Source organism: Asanoa sp. NPDC049475, assembly GCF_040676915.1.
Lineage (GTDB): Bacteria > Actinomycetota > Actinomycetes > Mycobacteriales > Micromonosporaceae > Asanoa.
The window spans coordinates 240,537-256,072 of the sequence record NZ_JBFAPY010000003.1 but is presented as its reverse complement, the minus strand read 5'-3'; the positions used below and the strand labels follow the sequence as shown (position 1 = coordinate 256,072).

Below are 15,536 nucleotides of genomic sequence, written 5' to 3'. Positions count from 1 at the left end.
TCTCCGTGCGTGACGTGGTCGAGATCGGATTAGGGAAGACCGCGCAGCGCGGCTATCACCTGGACGACATCGCAATCGTGCCGAGCCGCCGTACCCGCGACGTCGACGACGTGTCGACGTCGTGGCAGCTCGACGCCTACCCCTTCAAGATCCCCTGTGTGGGGCACCCGAGCGACGCCTCGATGAGCCCGGCCTCCGCCGTGGCCCTGGGCCAGCTCGGCGGTCTCGGCGTGCTCAACGTCGAGGGCCTGTGGACCCGCTACGAGGACCCGAGCAAGATCCTCGACGAGCTGGCCGCGCTCGACGAGGACTCCCCGGCGACCCGCCGGCTGCAGGAGGTCTACGCCGAGCCGATCCGGCCCGAGCTGATCGTCGAGCGGGTCCGCGAGATCCGTGAGGGCGGCGTCACCGTCGCGGTCCGGGTGTCTCCGCAGCACACGCTCGCGCTGGCGCCGGTGATCCTCGACGCGGGCGTCGACATACTGGTCATCCAGGGCACGCTGGTCTCGGCCGAGCACGTCTCGACCACCGACGAGCCGCTCAACCTCAAGGAGTTCATCGCCGACCTCGACCTGCCGGTCATCGTCGGCGGTTGCACCGACTACAAGACCGCGCTGCACCTGATGCGCACCGGCGCGGCCGGCGTGATCGTCGGCGTGGGCGCCGACGAGTGGTCGACCACCGACACCGTGCTCGGCATCCGGGTGCCGATGGCCACCGCGATCGCCGACGCGGCCGCGGCCCGCCGTGACTACCTCGACGAGACCGGCGGCCGCTACGTGCACCTGATCGCCGACGGCGACGTGCAGACCTCCGGCGACATCGCCAAGGCGCTCGGCTGCGGCGCCGACGCGGTGATGCTCGGCGAGCCGCTCACCCAGGCGGCCGAGGCGCCGGCCAACGGCGCCTGGTGGCACTCGGTGTCCAGCCACCCGAAGCTGCCGCGTGGTGCCTTCGGTGTCGCCGGCCCGCCGCTGGGCAGCCTGGAGCAGCTGCTCTACGGCCCCGCCGACGACCCGGACGGCCAGCTCAACCTGTTCGGCGGTCTCAAGCGCGCGATGGCCAAGTGCGGCTACCGCGACCTCAAGGAGTTCCAGAAGGTCGGTCTGGTCATCGATCGCTAGGCCCCATACTGGGGCTTATGTCCGATCCGGCGGACGAAGCACGGGAGCGGCGCGGTCGTGGACTCGACCGCGCCATCTCGTTCAGTGACGCGGTCATGTCGATCGCGCTCACGCTGCTCGTGCTGCCGCTGGTCGACATCGCCACGGACAACCCGCAGGAGCCGGTCGTCGACCAGCTCGACCGCTTCTCGCCGGAGATCCTGGGCTTCCTCGTCTCGTTCCTGGTCATCGCGCAGTTCTGGGGCGCTCACCGCAGGCTGTGGGAGTACCTCGTCGACTACGACGAGAAGCTCCTCACGATCAACACCTTCTGGCTGCTGCTGATCGTCTTCCTGCCGTACCCGACCGCTCGGCTCTTCACCGAAGAGGCGACCAACGACGGTGCGGCCATCTTCTACCTGCTCGTGCTCCTCGGCATCGGCCTCCTGATGCTCTTCCAGGCCTGGTACGTCGCCGTGCACCCGTGGCTGCGGCCGGCCGACGACCGACGGTCGGTGCGCGACCAGATCCTGCCGACCGTCGGCACCACCGCGGTGTTCGCCCTCGCCATCCTGCTCACGCTGGTCAACCGCGAGGTCGGGCTCGTTTCGCTGGTCCTCCTGGTTCTGGTGCAGCGGTTCAGCGGCAGGTCCGACCGCCCCGTCAACCGACCGCGTCGTGAGACGCGTCCGTGACTACCGACGATTAGGCTCTGGTGATGATGATCAGGCGATCGGCGCTCGCCGTCCTGACGGTCCTGACCATCGGCGGCGCGGCCGCCTGCACCGACTCCGGCTCGGCGGACGAGGGTTTCGCCCCCGGCGCCGCCGGCATCGGAGACCCCTACTTCCCGACCTACGGCAACGGTGGCTACGACGTCACCAACTACGCGCTGGCATTGCGCTACGACCCAGCCAGTGACCGCCTCGAGGGCACCGCGAAGATCACCGCCAAGGCCACGCAGAACCTCTCCCGGTTCAACCTGGACTTCCGCGGCCCGGAGGTCTCGGCCGTCACGGTGGACGGTGCGGCCGCCGAACAGCGGCGCGAGAGCGACGAGCTGGTCGTCACGCCCAAGACCGGGCTGCGCAAGGACAGCACCTTCACGACCGCGGTGACGTACGCGGGCGTGCCGCAGGCGATCACGAGCCCGGAGCTCGGCACCGGCGGCTGGCTGGCCACCGCGACCGGGGCCATCGCGCTCGGCCAGCCCGAGTCGGCGAGCAGCTGGTACCCGGTCAACGACCACCCGAGCGACAAGGCGACCTTCGCGCTGGAGATGACCGTTCCGTCCGGCGTCGCCGCGCTGAGCAACGGCGTGCCGGGGGAGAAGACCGAAAAGGACGGCTGGACCACCTGGCGCTGGAGCGAGACGCAGCCGTTGGCCAGCTACCTGTCGACGGTGGTGATCGGCAACTACCGCGTCACCACCGCCACGCACCAGGGCAAGCCGTTCGTGACGGCCGTCGACGCCGGGCTGCCCCGCGGCTCCAACGCGGACAAGGCGATGGCCCGCACCGGCGAGGTCGCCGACTTCCTGGCCACCCAGTTCGGGCCGTACCCCTTCGACGCGTACGGCGGCATCGTGGTCGTCGACGGCCGCATCAGGTACGCGCTGGAGACCCAGTCCCGCCCGGTCTACAGCGACTCCTTCTTCGGCAGCGCGACCAACGAGTGGGTCGTCGCGCACGAGCTCGCACACCAGTGGTTCGGCGACAGCGTGTCGATCAAGGCGTGGAAGGACATCTGGCTCAACGAGGGCTTCGCGACCTACGCCGAGTGGCTGTGGGCGGAGCACGACACCGAGGTGCCGGTCCAGACCTCCTTCGACAAGGCGTACGACAGCGTCACCTGGACCGACCCGACCTACGACCCGGGCAAGGCGGGGCTGTTCGGCAACTCGGTCTACGTGCGCGGCGGGCTGACCGTGCACGCCCTGCGGCTCGAGGTCGGCGACGACGCGTTCTTCCGGATCCTCCAGGAGTGGACCAGCCAGAAGCGCAACGCCACCGCGACCACCGACGAGTTCATCGCCCTGGCCGAGCGGATCGCCGGCAAGCCGCTCCGCGACTTCCTGATGACCTGGCTGACCTCGAAGACCGCGCCTCCGAAGCCCGCCGGCTAACGCTTGACGACCAGCTTCGGGTGGGCTTTGAGGTACGCGTCCGCCTTGCCCGCCCGGAGCTGCTTGATGAAGTCGCGGCCTTCCTTGGTCAGCTGCTCGCCCCGGTAGCCGCCGCCACTGCCCACGCTGCCACCCGGCAGGGAGACCAGCGTCAGCGTCTCCGGACGCAGCTTGGACAGGGCGAAGCCGTACTCGACCGGGGTGCGCTCTCCGGCCATCACGTCGACCGACTTGCCCAGCGCCTTGATCAGCCGCTGGATCGCGTCCGCGTCGGTGGGCAGGCCCGTCGACAGCGCCTTCGCCAGGATCGCCTTGATCAGTTGCTGCTGGTGGCGCTGCCGGGCGTAGTCGCCGCCGGCGGTGTAGCGCTGCCGGGCATAGTCGATCGCCTGCCAGCCCTTGAAATGCCGGTTCCCCGGGTTGTACGTCGCCTGCGGCCCCACGTAGTCGCCGCCGCTCAGGGTCCGCGGCTTGCCGTTGGGCTGGCGGTGTTTCGACACCACCTTCTGGTCGACGTACATGTCGATGCCGCCGAGCTCGTTGATCAGCTTCTCGAAGCCGCCGAAGTTCAGGATCGCTCCGGCCTGGAACCTCTTGATCCCGGTGTACGCGCTGACCGTCTTGCTGAGCAGCTCATAGCCCTGTGTGGCCGAGGGCTCGCCCTTGCCGCGCCGGCTGCCGTAGCTCATCGCGTGGGTCAGCTTCGTCGTGCCGCCGCGGTAGCCCGCCTTCGGGAACGCCGGGATGTCGACGACCAGGTCGCGCGGCAACGAGAACAGGTAGCCGCTCTCGAGGTCCGCGTCGACGTGCAGGATCAGGACCGCGTCGGCGTGCGGCTCCCAGCCGGGCACGGAGACGCGGGTGTCGACGCCGACCAGCAGGAGGTCGAGCGGGCCACGCATGTCGGCGCCGGGTTGCACGGTCGGGGTCGGGGTCGGGGTCGTTTCCGCGGTGGCGACTGGTGGGCTGGACGGGGCAGCCAAAGGCTCGGGGGAGTCGCCCCGGGTCGCCGCGAACACCGCGCCGCCGATCAGCAGCACGATGACCACCGCCGCCGCGACCAGGAGCACGGGCCTGCGCCCGCCGAGTCGCTGCCAGAACCCGTGCGCTTCGTTCCCCGTGCCTGTCACGCCGAAATGATGACGGGATTTCGCGATGGCGCAATACCTACCGGCCGGTAATGATGAGGGCATGCGGTACGACGTGGTCGTCATCGGCTCCGGATTCGGGGGCAGCGTCGCCGCGTTGCGCCTGGTGGAGAAGGGTTACTCGGTCCTCGTGCTGGAGGCGGGGCGGCGGTTCGCCGACGACGAACTGCCCGCGACCTCCTGGCGGCTGCGGCGCTTCCTCTGGGCGCCCCGGCTGCGGTGCTTCGGGATCCAGCGGATCGACGTGCTGCGTCCGGCGCGTCGGGGCGCCGCCGGCGACAAAGTTCTCGTGCTCTCCGGTGCCGGGGTCGGCGGCGGGTCGCTGGTCTACGCCAACACGCTCTACGAACCGCTGCCGGAGTTCTACACCGACCCGCAGTGGCAGGGCATCGCCGACTGGCAGGCCGAGCTGGCACCCCATTACGACCAGGCCAAACGGATGCTCGGCGTCGCGACGTACCCGCTGACCACCCCCGCGGACCGGGCGATGCGCGCGGTGGCCGACCGGATGGGGGTCGGCTCGACCTTCCACCCGACGCCGGTCGGCATCCACTTCGGCCGGCCGGGTGAGACCGTCTCCGATCCCTATTTCGGCGGGGCGGGGCCGGCGCGCACCGGCTGCCTGCACTGCGGCGCGTGCATGACCGGGTGCCGGCACGGCGCCAAGAACAGCCTGGTCAAGAACTATCTCTGGCTGGCCGAGCAGCTGGGCGCATCGGTGCGGCCGCTGACCACCGTGGTCGAGGTGCGACCCCTTTCTTCCGGGTACGCGATCTCCACTGTTCGCACCGGCGGCCGGCGGCGGTCCGTTGTCGAGGCCGACCAGGTGGTGTTCGCGGCCGGGGCGCTCGGGACGGTCCGGCTCCTGTTCTCGTCCGCGCTGCCCGGTCTCTCGTCCCGGCTGGGCGCGCTGGTGCGGACCAACTCCGAGTCGATCCTGGGCGCGACGGTGGCTGGGCGCAGTCGGGTCGACTACTCGGAGGGCGCGGCGATCACGAGCTCGTTCCATCCCGACGCGCGTACGCACATCGAACCGGTCCGTTATGGGCGCGGCTCCAACTCGATGGGGCTGCTCCAGTCGGCGCTGGTCGACGGCGGCCCGCACCGCGTCCGGCGGCTGCTGGCGACGCTGGGCCGGCAGCCGCTGACCTATCTGCGCGCGCTGTCCGTGCGGGACTGGTCCCGGCGCACGGTGATCGCGCTGGTGATGCAGTCGGTCGACAACTCGCTGACACTCGCTTGGCGGCGCGGGCGGCTGGTGTCCACGCCTGGCCACGGCGCGCCGAACCCGACGTGGGTGCCGGCGGGCAACACGGCGGCCCGGCTGTTGGCCGAGGAGATCGGTGGGGTCCCGGGCGGGTCGTTGACCGAAGCGTTCGACATTCCGATCACCGCGCACATCCTGGGAGGTGCGGCGATCGGCGCGTCCGCTGCCTCTGGGGTGGTCGATCCCTATCAACGGGTGTACGGCCATCCGGGGCTGCACGTGGTCGACGGCGCGGCGGTGCCGGCGAATCTCGGTGTCAACCCGTCGCTGACGATCACGGCGTTGGCCGAGCGGGCGTTGTCGTTCTGGCCCAACAAGGGCTCGGCCGATCCGCGGCCCCCGTTGGGTGCTCCCTATGCGGCGGTGGATCGCGTCTGGCCGTCGTCGCCCGCTGTGCCACCCACGGCGCCGGGCGCGCTGCGCTAGCCTGCCGGCCATGACGGCGGCGCGGGTGCTCGTGATCGAGGACGACGCGCGGGTGGCCGCCGCCTTGCGCCGGTCGCTGGAGTACGCGGGCTATGCGGTCAGCCTGTCGTCCGACGGGCCGGCCGGGCTGGCCGCGGCGATCCGGTCCTCGCCCGATCTCGTCGTGCTCGACGTGAATCTGCCCGGGCTCGACGGCTTCGGGGTATGCCGGGCTTTGCGGGCCGCCGGCGGGACGGCGTTGGTGCTGATGTTGACGGCCCGGGACGCCACCGGTGACCGGGTCGACGGGCTCGACGCGGGTGCTGACGACTATCTGGTCAAGCCGTTCGCTGTCGAGGAGCTGCTGGCTCGGGTGCGGGCCCTGCTGCGGCGGGCGCCGGCCTCGGTCGACGTGCTGCGGTTCGCCGATCTGGTGGTCGATCCCGGGGCTCGGGAGGTGCGGCGGGGTGGGCGGCCGGTCGCTCTGACGGCGTTGGAGTTCGACCTGTTGGCGTACCTCGTGCGGCATCCGCGTCAGGTCTTCCGCCGGTCGCAGCTGCTGTCGGCGGTCTGGGGCGGTGAGCCGGTGGCCAGCAACGTCGTCGACGTCTACATCGGATATCTGCGGGGCAAGCTGGAGGCGGGTGGCGAACCGCGGCTGGTGCAGACCGTGCGCGGCGTCGGGTACGTGCTGCGGTGATCTCGATCCGGGCGCGCGTCACGCTGTTCGGCGTCGCCGTCGTGGCGGTGATCTACGCGGTGGTCGCGGTGTTGATCTATGTGCTGCTGTCGTACGGGTTCGCCACCGACCAGGATCGTCTGCTGGCCTCGCGAGCGTCGGCGGCGGCGCGGGCGCTCGGCGATATGCCGCCGTCCTCGGTCACCGCCCGGCCCTTGACTCTGGTCGACGCGGTGGCGACCGGTGAGGCGATCGTGGTGGTGCTGGACTCCTCGGGCTCCGTGCTCTCGTCGACGGGGCACGTGGGTGCCTGGCCGCCGCGTTCCTCGTCCGCGCTGCCGGCCGTGGCGGCTGGGTCTGGGGCGACGGTGTCGCTCTCGGGCGTGCCGACCCGGGTTTGGGTGGTGCCGTGGGCTCAGGGGCACGTCGTGGCCGCGCAACCGATCCGGGCGCTCCAGGCGGAGCGGCGGGGGATGGTCGGGGTGTTGGCGGTCGTCGGGTTCCTGGGGCTGGTGGCGGCGTTCGCGGCTACGTGGTTCGCGGTGGGCCGGGCGCTGCGGCCGCTGCGGGTGCTGGCGTCGCTGGCCGACTCGGTGGGCGGGTCGGCGGACCTGACCCGACGGTTGCCCGCGGTGCGGCAACGGGACGACCTCGGGCGGTTGACGGTCAGCTTCAACACGATGATGGACCGGCTGGCGTCGGCGTACGCACAGACCGAGTCAGCTTTGGCGGCGCAGCGTCGCTTCACGGCTGACGCCTCGCACGAGCTTCGTACGCCGCTGACGACGATCCGGGGGAACGTCGGTTTCCTGCTGGCGCACCCTGACGCGTTGGCTGCCGATCGTGCTGACGCGCTGGCGGATCTCGAAGCGGACAGCGCCCGGATGGCGCGGTTGCTGGACGACCTGCTGCTGCTGGCCCGCTCGGACGGCGGAGCGTCCCCGGCGCTGTCCTCGGTGGACCTGCTGGCGGTGGCACGCTCGGTCTGCCGTCAGGCATCGGTGTCCTGCGCGGGCTCAGACCCGGCAATGGTCCTGGGCGACGCCGACGCCTTGCGGCGGTTGGTATGGATCCTGGTCGACAACGCCCTCAACCACGGCACAGGCACGGTGACGGTGTCGGTCTCCGGAGCTGACGGGGTTGCCCGATTGGTCGTGGCCGACGAAGGTGCGGGTGTGCCGGCCGGCCTCGAGTCAGCGGTGTTCGAGCGGTTCTTCCGGGGTTCTGGGGCGCCGTCTGGCGGCGTAGGTCTTGGCCTCGCGATCGCCCGGTCGGTAGTGACGGCACACGGCGGCACGATCTCGGTCGCCGGCGCGGTCTTCACGGTGACGCTCCCACTCTCATCAGATTCTTAATCGCCCCTCACCGCCCTCTCACAGCCCGCCCCCAGGCTGTTCCCATGCGCTTCTGGTCCGTGCTCCTGCTGCTCGTGCTCGCCCCGTGGGTGGGCGAATACCTGCTGGGCAACATCTCGATCGAGCGCCTGCCGCTGCTGCCCTTCCTGGTCCCGCTCTACGGCTGCGGAGCGCTCCTGGTGCGCGAACTGACCCGCCGCACTGGCCGCGGCTGGCCGACGATCTTCCTGCTGGCGACCGCCTACGGAGTGATCGAGGCCGGTCTGGTCGACCAGTCGCTGTTCAACCAGACCTTCGAGAGCCTGGACCAAACGGGTGTGACCCCGGTGCCATGGCTAGGGATAAGCGCCTACAACGCGGCCGCGTTCCTCGTCGGCCACGCGGTGTGGAGCATCGGGGTGCCGATCGCCCTGGTCGAGCTGTGGTTCCCAAGCCGGCGCGATCAGCCATGGCTGGGTCCGGTAGGGCTCTCGTTCACGGCGCTGGGCTACCTGCTCGGGTGTTGGCTGATCTTCAAGGACCTACGCGACCAGGAGGGTTTTCTGGCCGCACCACACCAACTCACGGTGGCCGCGGTGACGGCGATAGCCCTGATCATCCTGAGCTTCCTGATACCGCGCCGCCGACTATCACCGCCCGCCGGCGATCATCCGCCGCCACTGCGGCCGTCGGCCACCGGCATGGTGCCCTCCGTCGCGCCGCCAAAGCGGCGAGCGGCGCCTGCCGACGGCCGTTCGTGGCCGCGGCGGTCCTGGGCGAGCGGCGTGGTGGCCTTGGTTGGGCCGCACCGGCGACGAGCGCCGACCGCCGACGGTCGTGCGGGGCCGCCGCGGCCGTGGGTGGTTGGCGTAGTGACCTTCGTTACTGCCAGCGCGCACGCCGCCGTCCCGGAGAACTGGCTCGGGTTCGGGATCGATGTCGTGACCACGTCGATTGCCGCCGTCACCGTGGCGTGGCTGGCGCGGCGACCCGGTTGGGGCGACCGGCACCTGCTGGGGTTGCTGGCGGGGGCATTGCTGACCTATGCCTGGCTGGCGTTCGTGCTGACCTCGCTCTACGGGCCGGACGATCGGCTCCGCTGGATCGGCAACGGCGTCTTCGCCGCGACGGCAGTGCTGTTGCTGGTCGTCACCCGATGGGTGGTCGGCCGCCGTGAGATGCGTCCCGCCCACGCTCCGGAGGGGGTGAGCGAGCGACGGCTGGCCGGGCACGGTCGGTAAACTCCGGACGCATGACCACGCCACGCCCGGTTCTTGTCGTCGACTACGGCGCGCAGTACGCACAGCTCATCGCACGCCGGGTGCGGGAGGCGAAGGTCTACTCCGAGATCGTGCCGCACACCATGCCGGTCAAGGACATGCTGGCCAAGGATCCGGTCGCGATCATCCTGTCTGGTGGGCCGTCCAGCGTCTACGAGGTTGGCGCCCCGCAGGTCGACAGCGACCTGTTCGACACGGGTGTCCCGGTGTTCGGCATCTGCTACGGCTTCCAGGCGATGGCCCAGGCCCTCGGCGGCACGGTGGCCCACACCGGCCGCCGCGAGTTCGGGGGCACCCAGCTCACCGTGGCCCCAGAGGCCGGTGTGCTGCTGCGTGACCTGCCGGCCGCGCTGCCGGTGTGGATGAGCCACGGCGACAGCGTGACCGCGGCGCCGGCCGGCTTCACGGTCACCGCCGCTACGCCGGGCGCCGAGGTGGCCGCGTTCGAGGACCTGGTCGGGCGGCGCGCCGGCACCCAGTTCCACCCCGAGGTCATGCACACCGCGCACGGCCAGGACGTGCTGACGCGGTTCCTCTACGACATCGCCGGCATCGAGCCCAGTTGGACTCCCGACAACATCATCGACGACCAGGTCGCCGCGATCCGCGAGCGGGTCGGCGACAAGGAGGTCATCTGCGGCCTCTCCGGCGGCGTCGACTCCGCGGTGGCGGCGGCGCTCGTCCACAAGGCCGTCGGTGACCAGCTCACCTGCGTGTTCGTCGACCACGGCCTGCTGCGGGCCGGCGAGGCCGAGCAGGTGGAGAAGGACTACGTCGAGGCGACCGGCGTCAAGCTCAAGGTGGTCGACGCCGCGGACCGGTTCCTCGCGGCGCTCGACGGTGTGACCGACCCGGAGCAGAAGCGCAAAATCATCGGCCGGGAGTTCATCCGCGTCTTCGAGCAGGCCGCCCGCGAGGTGGCCGCCGAAGGCGACGTGGAGTTCCTGGTGCAGGGCACGCTCTACCCGGACGTGGTCGAGTCCGGCGGCGGCACCGGCACGGCCAACATCAAGTCGCACCACAACGTGGGTGGCCTGCCCGACGACCTCAAGTTCAGCCTGGTCGAGCCGTTGCGCACGCTGTTCAAGGACGAGGTGCGCACCCTCGGCACGGCCCTGGGCCTGCCCGACCCGATGGTCTGGCGGCACCCGTTCCCCGGCCCGGGCCTCGCGATCCGCATCATCGGCGCGGTCAGCCGCGACCGGCTCGACATCCTGCGCGCGGCCGACCAGATCGCCCGCGAGGAGCTCACCGCGGCCGGCCTCGACCGCGACGTGTGGCAGTTCCCGGTGGTCCTGCTCGCGGACGTCCGCAGCGTCGGTGTCCAGGGCGACGGCCGCACGTACGGCCACCCGGTGGTCCTGCGCCCGGTGTCCAGCGAGGACGCGATGACCGCGGACTGGTCCCGCCTGCCCTACGACGTGATCGCCCGCATCTCGACCCGCATCACGAACGAGGTCCGAGAGGTGAACCGCGTGGTCCTCGACGTGACCAGCAAGCCCCCGGGCACCATCGAGTGGGAGTAGCCCAACCAACCACTAAGCCATCACGACCGGCTCGCGCCCGCGTGGCTGCGGTAGGCAGGCTCGGCTGTTGCCGGCCCGCTTGTGCGGGCCGGCAACGTTCCGTCGACGACCGGAACCGCCCCCTACGCGCGCGGCGTGGTGTTCGGGTCGTCGCCCTCGTTCGTGCCCGTTCCGGTGCCGAAGCCCGTGCCCGTTGTCGGACCGGGGTCCGCGTTCGATGTCGGGTACGTCGGCTCCACGTAGGACGCCTGCGGACCCGGCTGCTGGTTCGTCGGCCCCGGGTACGTCGGCGGCTGGTAGTAGCTGCCCCCGCGGGTCTGCGCCTGCCAGTCCGCCGGCGCTCCGCCGCCCGGACCCCAGGTCCCGGCGGCCTGACGGTCCTCCGGCATGAGGAACCACAGCACCGGGTACGCCAGCAGCGCCAGGCCGCCGGTCAGGACCACGGTGACCGCGAAGATCACTCGCATCAGGACCGGGTCGACGCCGAAGTAGCGGCCGAGGCCGCCGCAGACGCCTGCGATGATCTTGTCGTCGGTGGTTCGGCGTAGTTGTTTGTACGGTGGGTTCGCGCTCGTCGTCATGCTTCTACGGTCCACCCGGCAGGACGGTTCTACCTCGGGTACCGCCCGGACCCGTACCCTGAAACTTGACCCCTGCGGGTGATCAAGTGTCAGCAATCCGACTCCAGCCCCGGAGGTGTCGAGTGATTCGGGAAGAATCTCCCTCTGTGACCCCAGCGCTCGAGCCTGTCCGCCGCATCGCCGCTTATGCCGTCTGCACCGACGGCAGCGGTCGTGTGCTGTTGGTCCGGGCGTCCACGCGGTCCGGCACCCCGGGCGCCTGGTCCCTTCCCGGCGGCGCTGTCGATCATGGCGAGGACCCCAACCACACGGTGGTACGCGAGAGTGCGGCCGAGACCGGTCTCTCGATCACCGTGACCGGCCTGCACGACGTCCTCGCCGACATGCGCGCCCTGCCGCACCGCGGCGTCACCATCCACACTGACCGCCTCATCTACGCGGCGTCGGTCCGTGGCGGCACCCTGGTCGACCGGGTCGGCCAGCCCACCGACCTCGCCCGCTGGCACACCCTCGACGAGGCCAAGGGCCTGCCGCTGCGCCCGTTCACGGCCAACGCGCTCGGCCTGCCGCCCGGCTCGATCGACCTGCGCCCCGACGAGACCCCCGACTTCCCGTCGTTCTACGCGGCGCCCGGCCCCGACGGCCTGCACCGCGCCCAGCGCTTCGCCGCCTACGCGGTCGCCACCGACCCCGACGGGCGTGTGCTGCTGACCCGGGTCGCCCCGGGTTACCCCGGCGCGGGTTGCTGGCACCTCCCGGGCGGTGGCACCGACTTCGGCGAGCAGCCCGGCGCGGCCCTGCTCCGCGAGCTGGTCGAGGAGACCGGCCAGACCGGCCGTCTCGTCTCCCTGCTCGGCGTGGCCAGCCACCGGGACGCGGCGTCGCTCGGCCCCGAGGGCTACCCGATCGACTGGCACGGCGTCCGCGCGTTCTACCGGGTCGCCGTCGACAGCCCGGTCGCTGCCCGCGTCGCCGATGTGGGCGGCTCGACCGACGCCGCGCGCTGGTTCCCGGCCGACGAGCTACGCGACCTGCCGTCGTCAGCGACCACCGAGGTCACCGCCGAAGCCGTCCGCGCCGCGTTCCCTGAGTGACGGGAGCGCTCGAGAACGAGCGCTTGGGCGGCGTACCCCGGATCGCGACCTCGTGGCTTCCTGCGACAGGAGCGCCGGCGTACCGGCCGGTAAGATCGTTCTCGATGGAGCGACGGCGGCGAATCGGTGCGTACGGGCTGTGCCGGGACGGCGATCGGGTCTTGCTCGCCCGCTCGTCCGACAAGTCCGACTTTCCCGGGGTCTGGCAGCTCCCCGGCGGCGGTCTCGAACACGGTGAGGCACCCGCCCACGCGCTGGTCCGCGAGTACCGCGAGGAAACCGGCCTCGAGATCGAGCTCGGCCGTCCACTGACCGCGCTCGCGTCCGTGCGCGAGCTCCGGGACATCGAGGTCGTCTGGCATTACGACCTGATCGTGTACGAGGTCCGCGTGCTCCGCGGCACCCTCCGAAGGGAAGCGGCCGGCACCAGCGACGACGTCGCCTGGGTCGACCAGCGCGACCTGGCCGACCTGCGCCTCATGCCCTTCACCGCCGAGATCCTCGGCCAGCCGGTCGTCCCGCTGGACTTCGCCGCACCGCACCCCCTCGGGCGCCGTCGGCCGCCGCCGCAGAGGAAGGACCGGGGCCAGAGGTTCGCCGCCTACGGGTTGGTGACCTCGCCGCGCGGCGTACTCCTGACGAAGATCTCTCAAGGGTTTCCCGGTGCGGGCAAGTGGCACCTGCCCGGCGGCGGCACCGACTTCGGCGAGCAGCCGGCTGCCGGGCTGTTGCGGGAGATCGCGGAGGAGTCCGGCCAGGTGGGTGAGGTCGTCGAGCTGCTCGGGGTGTCCGACCGCCACAACCCGCGGGCGATCGGGCCAGAGCCACATCCGATGGACTGGCACGCGGTGCGGGTGATCTACCGCGTCGCGGTCAGCACGCCCACCGAGCCCCGGGTTGCCGAGGTGAACGGATCGACGGTCGACGCCCGTTGGTTCGGCCGCGACGAGCTCCGCGGGCTGACGCTCACCGATGTCGCGGCGACCGCTACCGACGCTTGGGCCGCCTGAGCTGCCCAGACACCCACAAATCACCAATGTGGCTGCCTAGGGCCTATAATCGGTGGTTGGGCCAAGAGCTCGTACCGTCGGCTATGCCGCTTAAATGAAAACTGTCGCGTTCGTGCCTGGTTCATCCGATAGAACCGTGTACGAGTCTCGCCAACCAGCCCCATCTGTGCGATGGTGTAGACCGCAAGATCGGGCGGTTGTTCGATCTGGCGGCGGAGAGATCCGATCCGGACCTGGAGGACCACGTGCCGAGAGCCCCTTGGCGTCGGCGTATCACCACCGATAGTCCGCGCCTCGCTTTCGACAGTCCGCGCCCCGGCGGTCGCCGGTGGTATGGCCTTCGTCGGGGCGGCAGCACGCTCGCCCGGCAGGTCCTGCGCGTACGCGTCGGGCGGCGTTCCCGGGTCGCCGTGGTGCACCCGGACAGTCACTCCATCGACCCGCTGGCTGTCCGCGAGATCCAGGCGATCGCGCCCGTCAGCCCGGCCGTCGGCCCGAGCGAGCCCGCTCCCGCCGCTGGCATGTCGATCCCGTTGCTGCCCGGTGAGCGCACGCTCGCCCGGCGCGCGAAGTTCACCGTGGTCAACGGCTGCACGCTGGCCAGCCTCGGGCTCGGCCTGCTGGCCATCTTCCTGGCGATGCAGGGCGACGTCCGCATCGCCGCGATCTGCCTCGTCGCCTGCGTCGTCTTCGACGGTCTCGACGGCATGCTCGCCCGCCGCCTCGGCGTGGCCAGCCCGTTCGGTGCCCAGATGGACTCGCTGGCCGACATGTGCTCGTTCGGCCTCGCCGCACCGGTCGTGGTCTACGCCTCGCTGGCTGGCACGGTCTCCACGGCCGCGGCCGCGGTGGCCTGCGCCCTGGTCGCCGGCTGCGCCGCGATCCGACTGGCCCGCTTCAACGTCTCGCCGAAGGACGGCCGCTTCTTCTGCGGTGTGCCGACGACGATGGCCGCGGCGGTACTCGCGCTGGCGGTCCTGATCGGCCTGCCCGTCTCCGGCACCTTCGTGGTGGCCGGCGTCGCGATCCTGGCCTTCACGATGGTCTCGAGCTTCCCGTACGCCAAGCTGGCCCGACTGGTGAAGCTGCCACCGTGGCTGCTCCTGGTGCCGGTGATCGGCGGCCTGCTCGACATCCGCGCCACGTTCTTCGCGATCGTCATCGCGTACCTGGCCAGCGGCCCCCTGCTCTGGCTCCGCCAGCGCCGCACCGCCTGACCTGGACACACGCCAAAGGCCCCCACCGGAAACGGCGGGGGCCTTTGGCTCGCCTTGGGTCATGATCTGCGCCGGGCCGGCATGGTGGCCGGCCGTCGACGGCCGGCTCGAGTCAGGCGGGTCGCGGCTGGCGGGTCTGGGCCGCCTCCAGGCCGGCGACGAGCATCGTGATCCCGAATTCGAACGCCTGGGGCTCGTGGGGCTGGTCGGTCGGGTTCTTGTGGTCCAGCGAGTGCCGCTCGGCCACCGCGCCCAGGCTGTCGGCCTGCATGCGCTGTTGGCGGTGGAACGCGTGGCCCACGATGAAGTGCACCATCGTCTCGGCGGCCAGCGCGACCGTGCGGTCGTCGAAGCCGCCGCGGCCGAGAGCCGCCGTCAGCCGCCGCTGCAGGTCTTCCGCTCCCAGCCCCAGTGCGAGCGTGCTCGACACCACCTCGGCGCCGTCCTTGAACGCCAGCAGTGCGTCGTGCAGCGCCGCTGCCTCGGCTCGGACCGCGGCCTGCCAGTCGTCCGGAGACGCCTGGGTCGGGCGCGCGCCCGCGATGATCCGGTCCGAGACCGCGGCCAGCAGCGACTGCTTGTTGGGAAAGTGCCAGTACAGCGCGCTGGGCGCGACGCCGAGCGTGGTTGCCAGGTGCCGCATGGTCAGGTCGGGCAGACCCTGTTGGTCGAGAATCCCGAGGGCCGCGCTCACGACATCATCGCGGCTGTTGCGGACATACCCGGCGCTATCCGATCTCGGCATCCCACCACTATAGTGAACGCCG

General features: G+C 71.0%; 13 protein-coding genes and 1 pseudogene. 11 read left to right on the top strand and 3 right to left on the bottom strand.

All coding sequences use genetic code 11. The annotated features are described in order from the left end of the window. The first annotated feature begins 5 nt into the window (after window positions 1-5). From AB0J88_RS12275 to AB0J88_RS12265, 3 genes are read left to right on the top strand one after another with little or no spacing between them, the layout of a single operon-like run. Window positions 6-1,124, top strand: coding sequence for a GuaB3 family IMP dehydrogenase-related protein (locus tag AB0J88_RS12275; protein ID WP_364345651.1), 1,119 nt, complete (start codon window positions 6-8; stop codon window positions 1,122-1,124). Between the two features lie 17 nt (window positions 1,125-1,141). Beyond that, complete coding sequence (locus AB0J88_RS12270) at window positions 1,142-1,798, top strand: TMEM175 family protein (RefSeq protein WP_364345653.1); 657 nt, start codon at window positions 1,142-1,144, stop codon at window positions 1,796-1,798. 26 nt (window positions 1,799-1,824) lie between these two features. After that, window positions 1,825-3,228, top strand: a complete 1,404-nt coding sequence (locus tag AB0J88_RS12265) for a M1 family metallopeptidase (protein ID WP_364346121.1) — start codon at window positions 1,825-1,827, stop codon at window positions 3,226-3,228. Here AB0J88_RS12265 and AB0J88_RS12260 read toward each other — a convergent pair. Then, on the bottom strand, window positions 3,225-4,358 hold the full coding sequence (locus AB0J88_RS12260) for an LCP family protein (RefSeq protein WP_364345655.1): 1,134 nt from the start codon (window positions 4,356-4,358) through the stop codon (window positions 3,225-3,227). The genes AB0J88_RS12265 and AB0J88_RS12260 overlap by 4 nt on opposite strands. A 61-nt stretch (window positions 4,359-4,419) precedes the next feature. Between AB0J88_RS12260 and AB0J88_RS12255 the strand changes: the two genes are divergently transcribed. The 5 genes from AB0J88_RS12255 to guaA are packed head-to-tail and all read left to right on the top strand — an operon-like array spanning window position 4,420 to window position 10,867. Then, window positions 4,420-6,069 carry a GMC family oxidoreductase gene (locus AB0J88_RS12255; protein ID WP_364345657.1) on the top strand — a complete coding sequence of 550 codons (1,650 nt, stop codon included), beginning with the start codon at window positions 4,420-4,422 and terminating at the stop codon, window positions 6,067-6,069. 10 nt (window positions 6,070-6,079) lie between these two features. Then, window positions 6,080-6,748, top strand: a complete 669-nt coding sequence (locus AB0J88_RS12250) for a response regulator transcription factor (RefSeq protein ID WP_364345659.1) — start codon at window positions 6,080-6,082, stop codon at window positions 6,746-6,748. Further along, window positions 6,745-8,082 (top strand): HAMP domain-containing sensor histidine kinase, encoded by a 1,338-nt coding sequence (locus AB0J88_RS12245; protein ID WP_364345661.1) that lies wholly within the window; start codon window positions 6,745-6,747, stop codon window positions 8,080-8,082. Before AB0J88_RS12250 ends, AB0J88_RS12245 begins: the two co-directional genes overlap by 4 nt. 44 nt (window positions 8,083-8,126) lie before the next feature. Further along, complete coding sequence (locus tag AB0J88_RS12240) at window positions 8,127-9,302, top strand: hypothetical protein (RefSeq protein ID WP_364345663.1); 1,176 nt, start codon at window positions 8,127-8,129, stop codon at window positions 9,300-9,302. A gap of 11 nt (window positions 9,303-9,313) precedes the next feature. Beyond that, the gene (gene guaA / locus AB0J88_RS12235; RefSeq protein ID WP_364345665.1) at window positions 9,314-10,867 is read left to right on the top strand and encodes a glutamine-hydrolyzing GMP synthase; all 1,554 of its coding nucleotides are present in this window, start codon (window positions 9,314-9,316) and stop codon (window positions 10,865-10,867) included. 377 nt (window positions 10,868-11,244) lie between these two features. On the opposite strand, the pseudogene AB0J88_RS12230 reads toward guaA, so the two are convergent. Beyond that, a pseudogene (locus AB0J88_RS12230) lies at window positions 11,245-11,448 on the bottom strand (PspC domain-containing protein); the annotation flags it as partial. Window positions 11,449-11,594: 146 nt separating this feature from the next. Between AB0J88_RS12230 and AB0J88_RS12225 the strand changes: the two are divergent. The 3 genes from AB0J88_RS12225 to AB0J88_RS12215 all read left to right on the top strand — a co-directional run bounded on the left by AB0J88_RS12225 (window position 11,595) and on the right by AB0J88_RS12215 (window position 14,769). Further along, window positions 11,595-12,542: an NUDIX domain-containing protein gene (locus AB0J88_RS12225; protein ID WP_364345667.1), complete on the top strand. Its 948-nt coding sequence runs from the start codon at window positions 11,595-11,597 to the stop codon at window positions 12,540-12,542. Window positions 12,543-12,646: 104 nt separating this feature from the next. Further along, window positions 12,647-13,552, top strand: a complete 906-nt coding sequence (locus tag AB0J88_RS12220; protein WP_364345669.1) for an NUDIX domain-containing protein — start codon at window positions 12,647-12,649, stop codon at window positions 13,550-13,552. A gap of 374 nt (window positions 13,553-13,926) precedes the next feature. Continuing rightward, the gene (locus AB0J88_RS12215; protein ID WP_364346123.1) at window positions 13,927-14,769 is read left to right on the top strand and encodes a CDP-alcohol phosphatidyltransferase family protein; all 843 of its coding nucleotides are present in this window, start codon (window positions 13,927-13,929) and stop codon (window positions 14,767-14,769) included. 112 nt (window positions 14,770-14,881) lie between these two features. Here AB0J88_RS12215 and AB0J88_RS12210 read toward each other — a convergent pair whose 3' ends face one another. Continuing rightward, entirely contained in the window at window positions 14,882-15,514 is a 633-nt protein-coding gene (locus AB0J88_RS12210; RefSeq protein ID WP_364345671.1) for a TetR family transcriptional regulator, read from the bottom strand. Window positions 15,515-15,536 lie beyond the last annotated feature (22 nt).

Excerpts from the sequence above, each read along its gene's own strand:
- AB0J88_RS12220 (WP_364345669.1), top strand. The coding sequence starts at position 12,647 with ATGGAGCGACGGCGGCGAATCGGTGCGTACGGGCTGTGCCGGGACGGC.
- AB0J88_RS12255 (WP_364345657.1), top strand. The coding sequence starts at position 4,420 with ATGCGGTACGACGTGGTCGTCATCGGCTCCGGATTCGGGGGCAGCGTC.
- AB0J88_RS12240 (WP_364345663.1), top strand. The coding sequence starts at position 8,127 with ATGCGCTTCTGGTCCGTGCTCCTGCTGCTCGTGCTCGCCCCGTGGGTG.
- AB0J88_RS12265 (WP_364346121.1), top strand. The coding sequence starts at position 1,825 with ATGATCAGGCGATCGGCGCTCGCCGTCCTGACGGTCCTGACCATCGGC.
- AB0J88_RS12250 (WP_364345659.1), top strand. The coding sequence starts at position 6,080 with ATGACGGCGGCGCGGGTGCTCGTGATCGAGGACGACGCGCGGGTGGCC.
- AB0J88_RS12210 (WP_364345671.1), bottom strand. The coding sequence starts at position 15,514 with ATGCCGAGATCGGATAGCGCCGGGTATGTCCGCAACAGCCGCGATGAT.
- AB0J88_RS12270 (WP_364345653.1), top strand. The coding sequence starts at position 1,142 with ATGTCCGATCCGGCGGACGAAGCACGGGAGCGGCGCGGTCGTGGACTC.
- guaA (WP_364345665.1), top strand. The coding sequence starts at position 9,314 with ATGACCACGCCACGCCCGGTTCTTGTCGTCGACTACGGCGCGCAGTAC.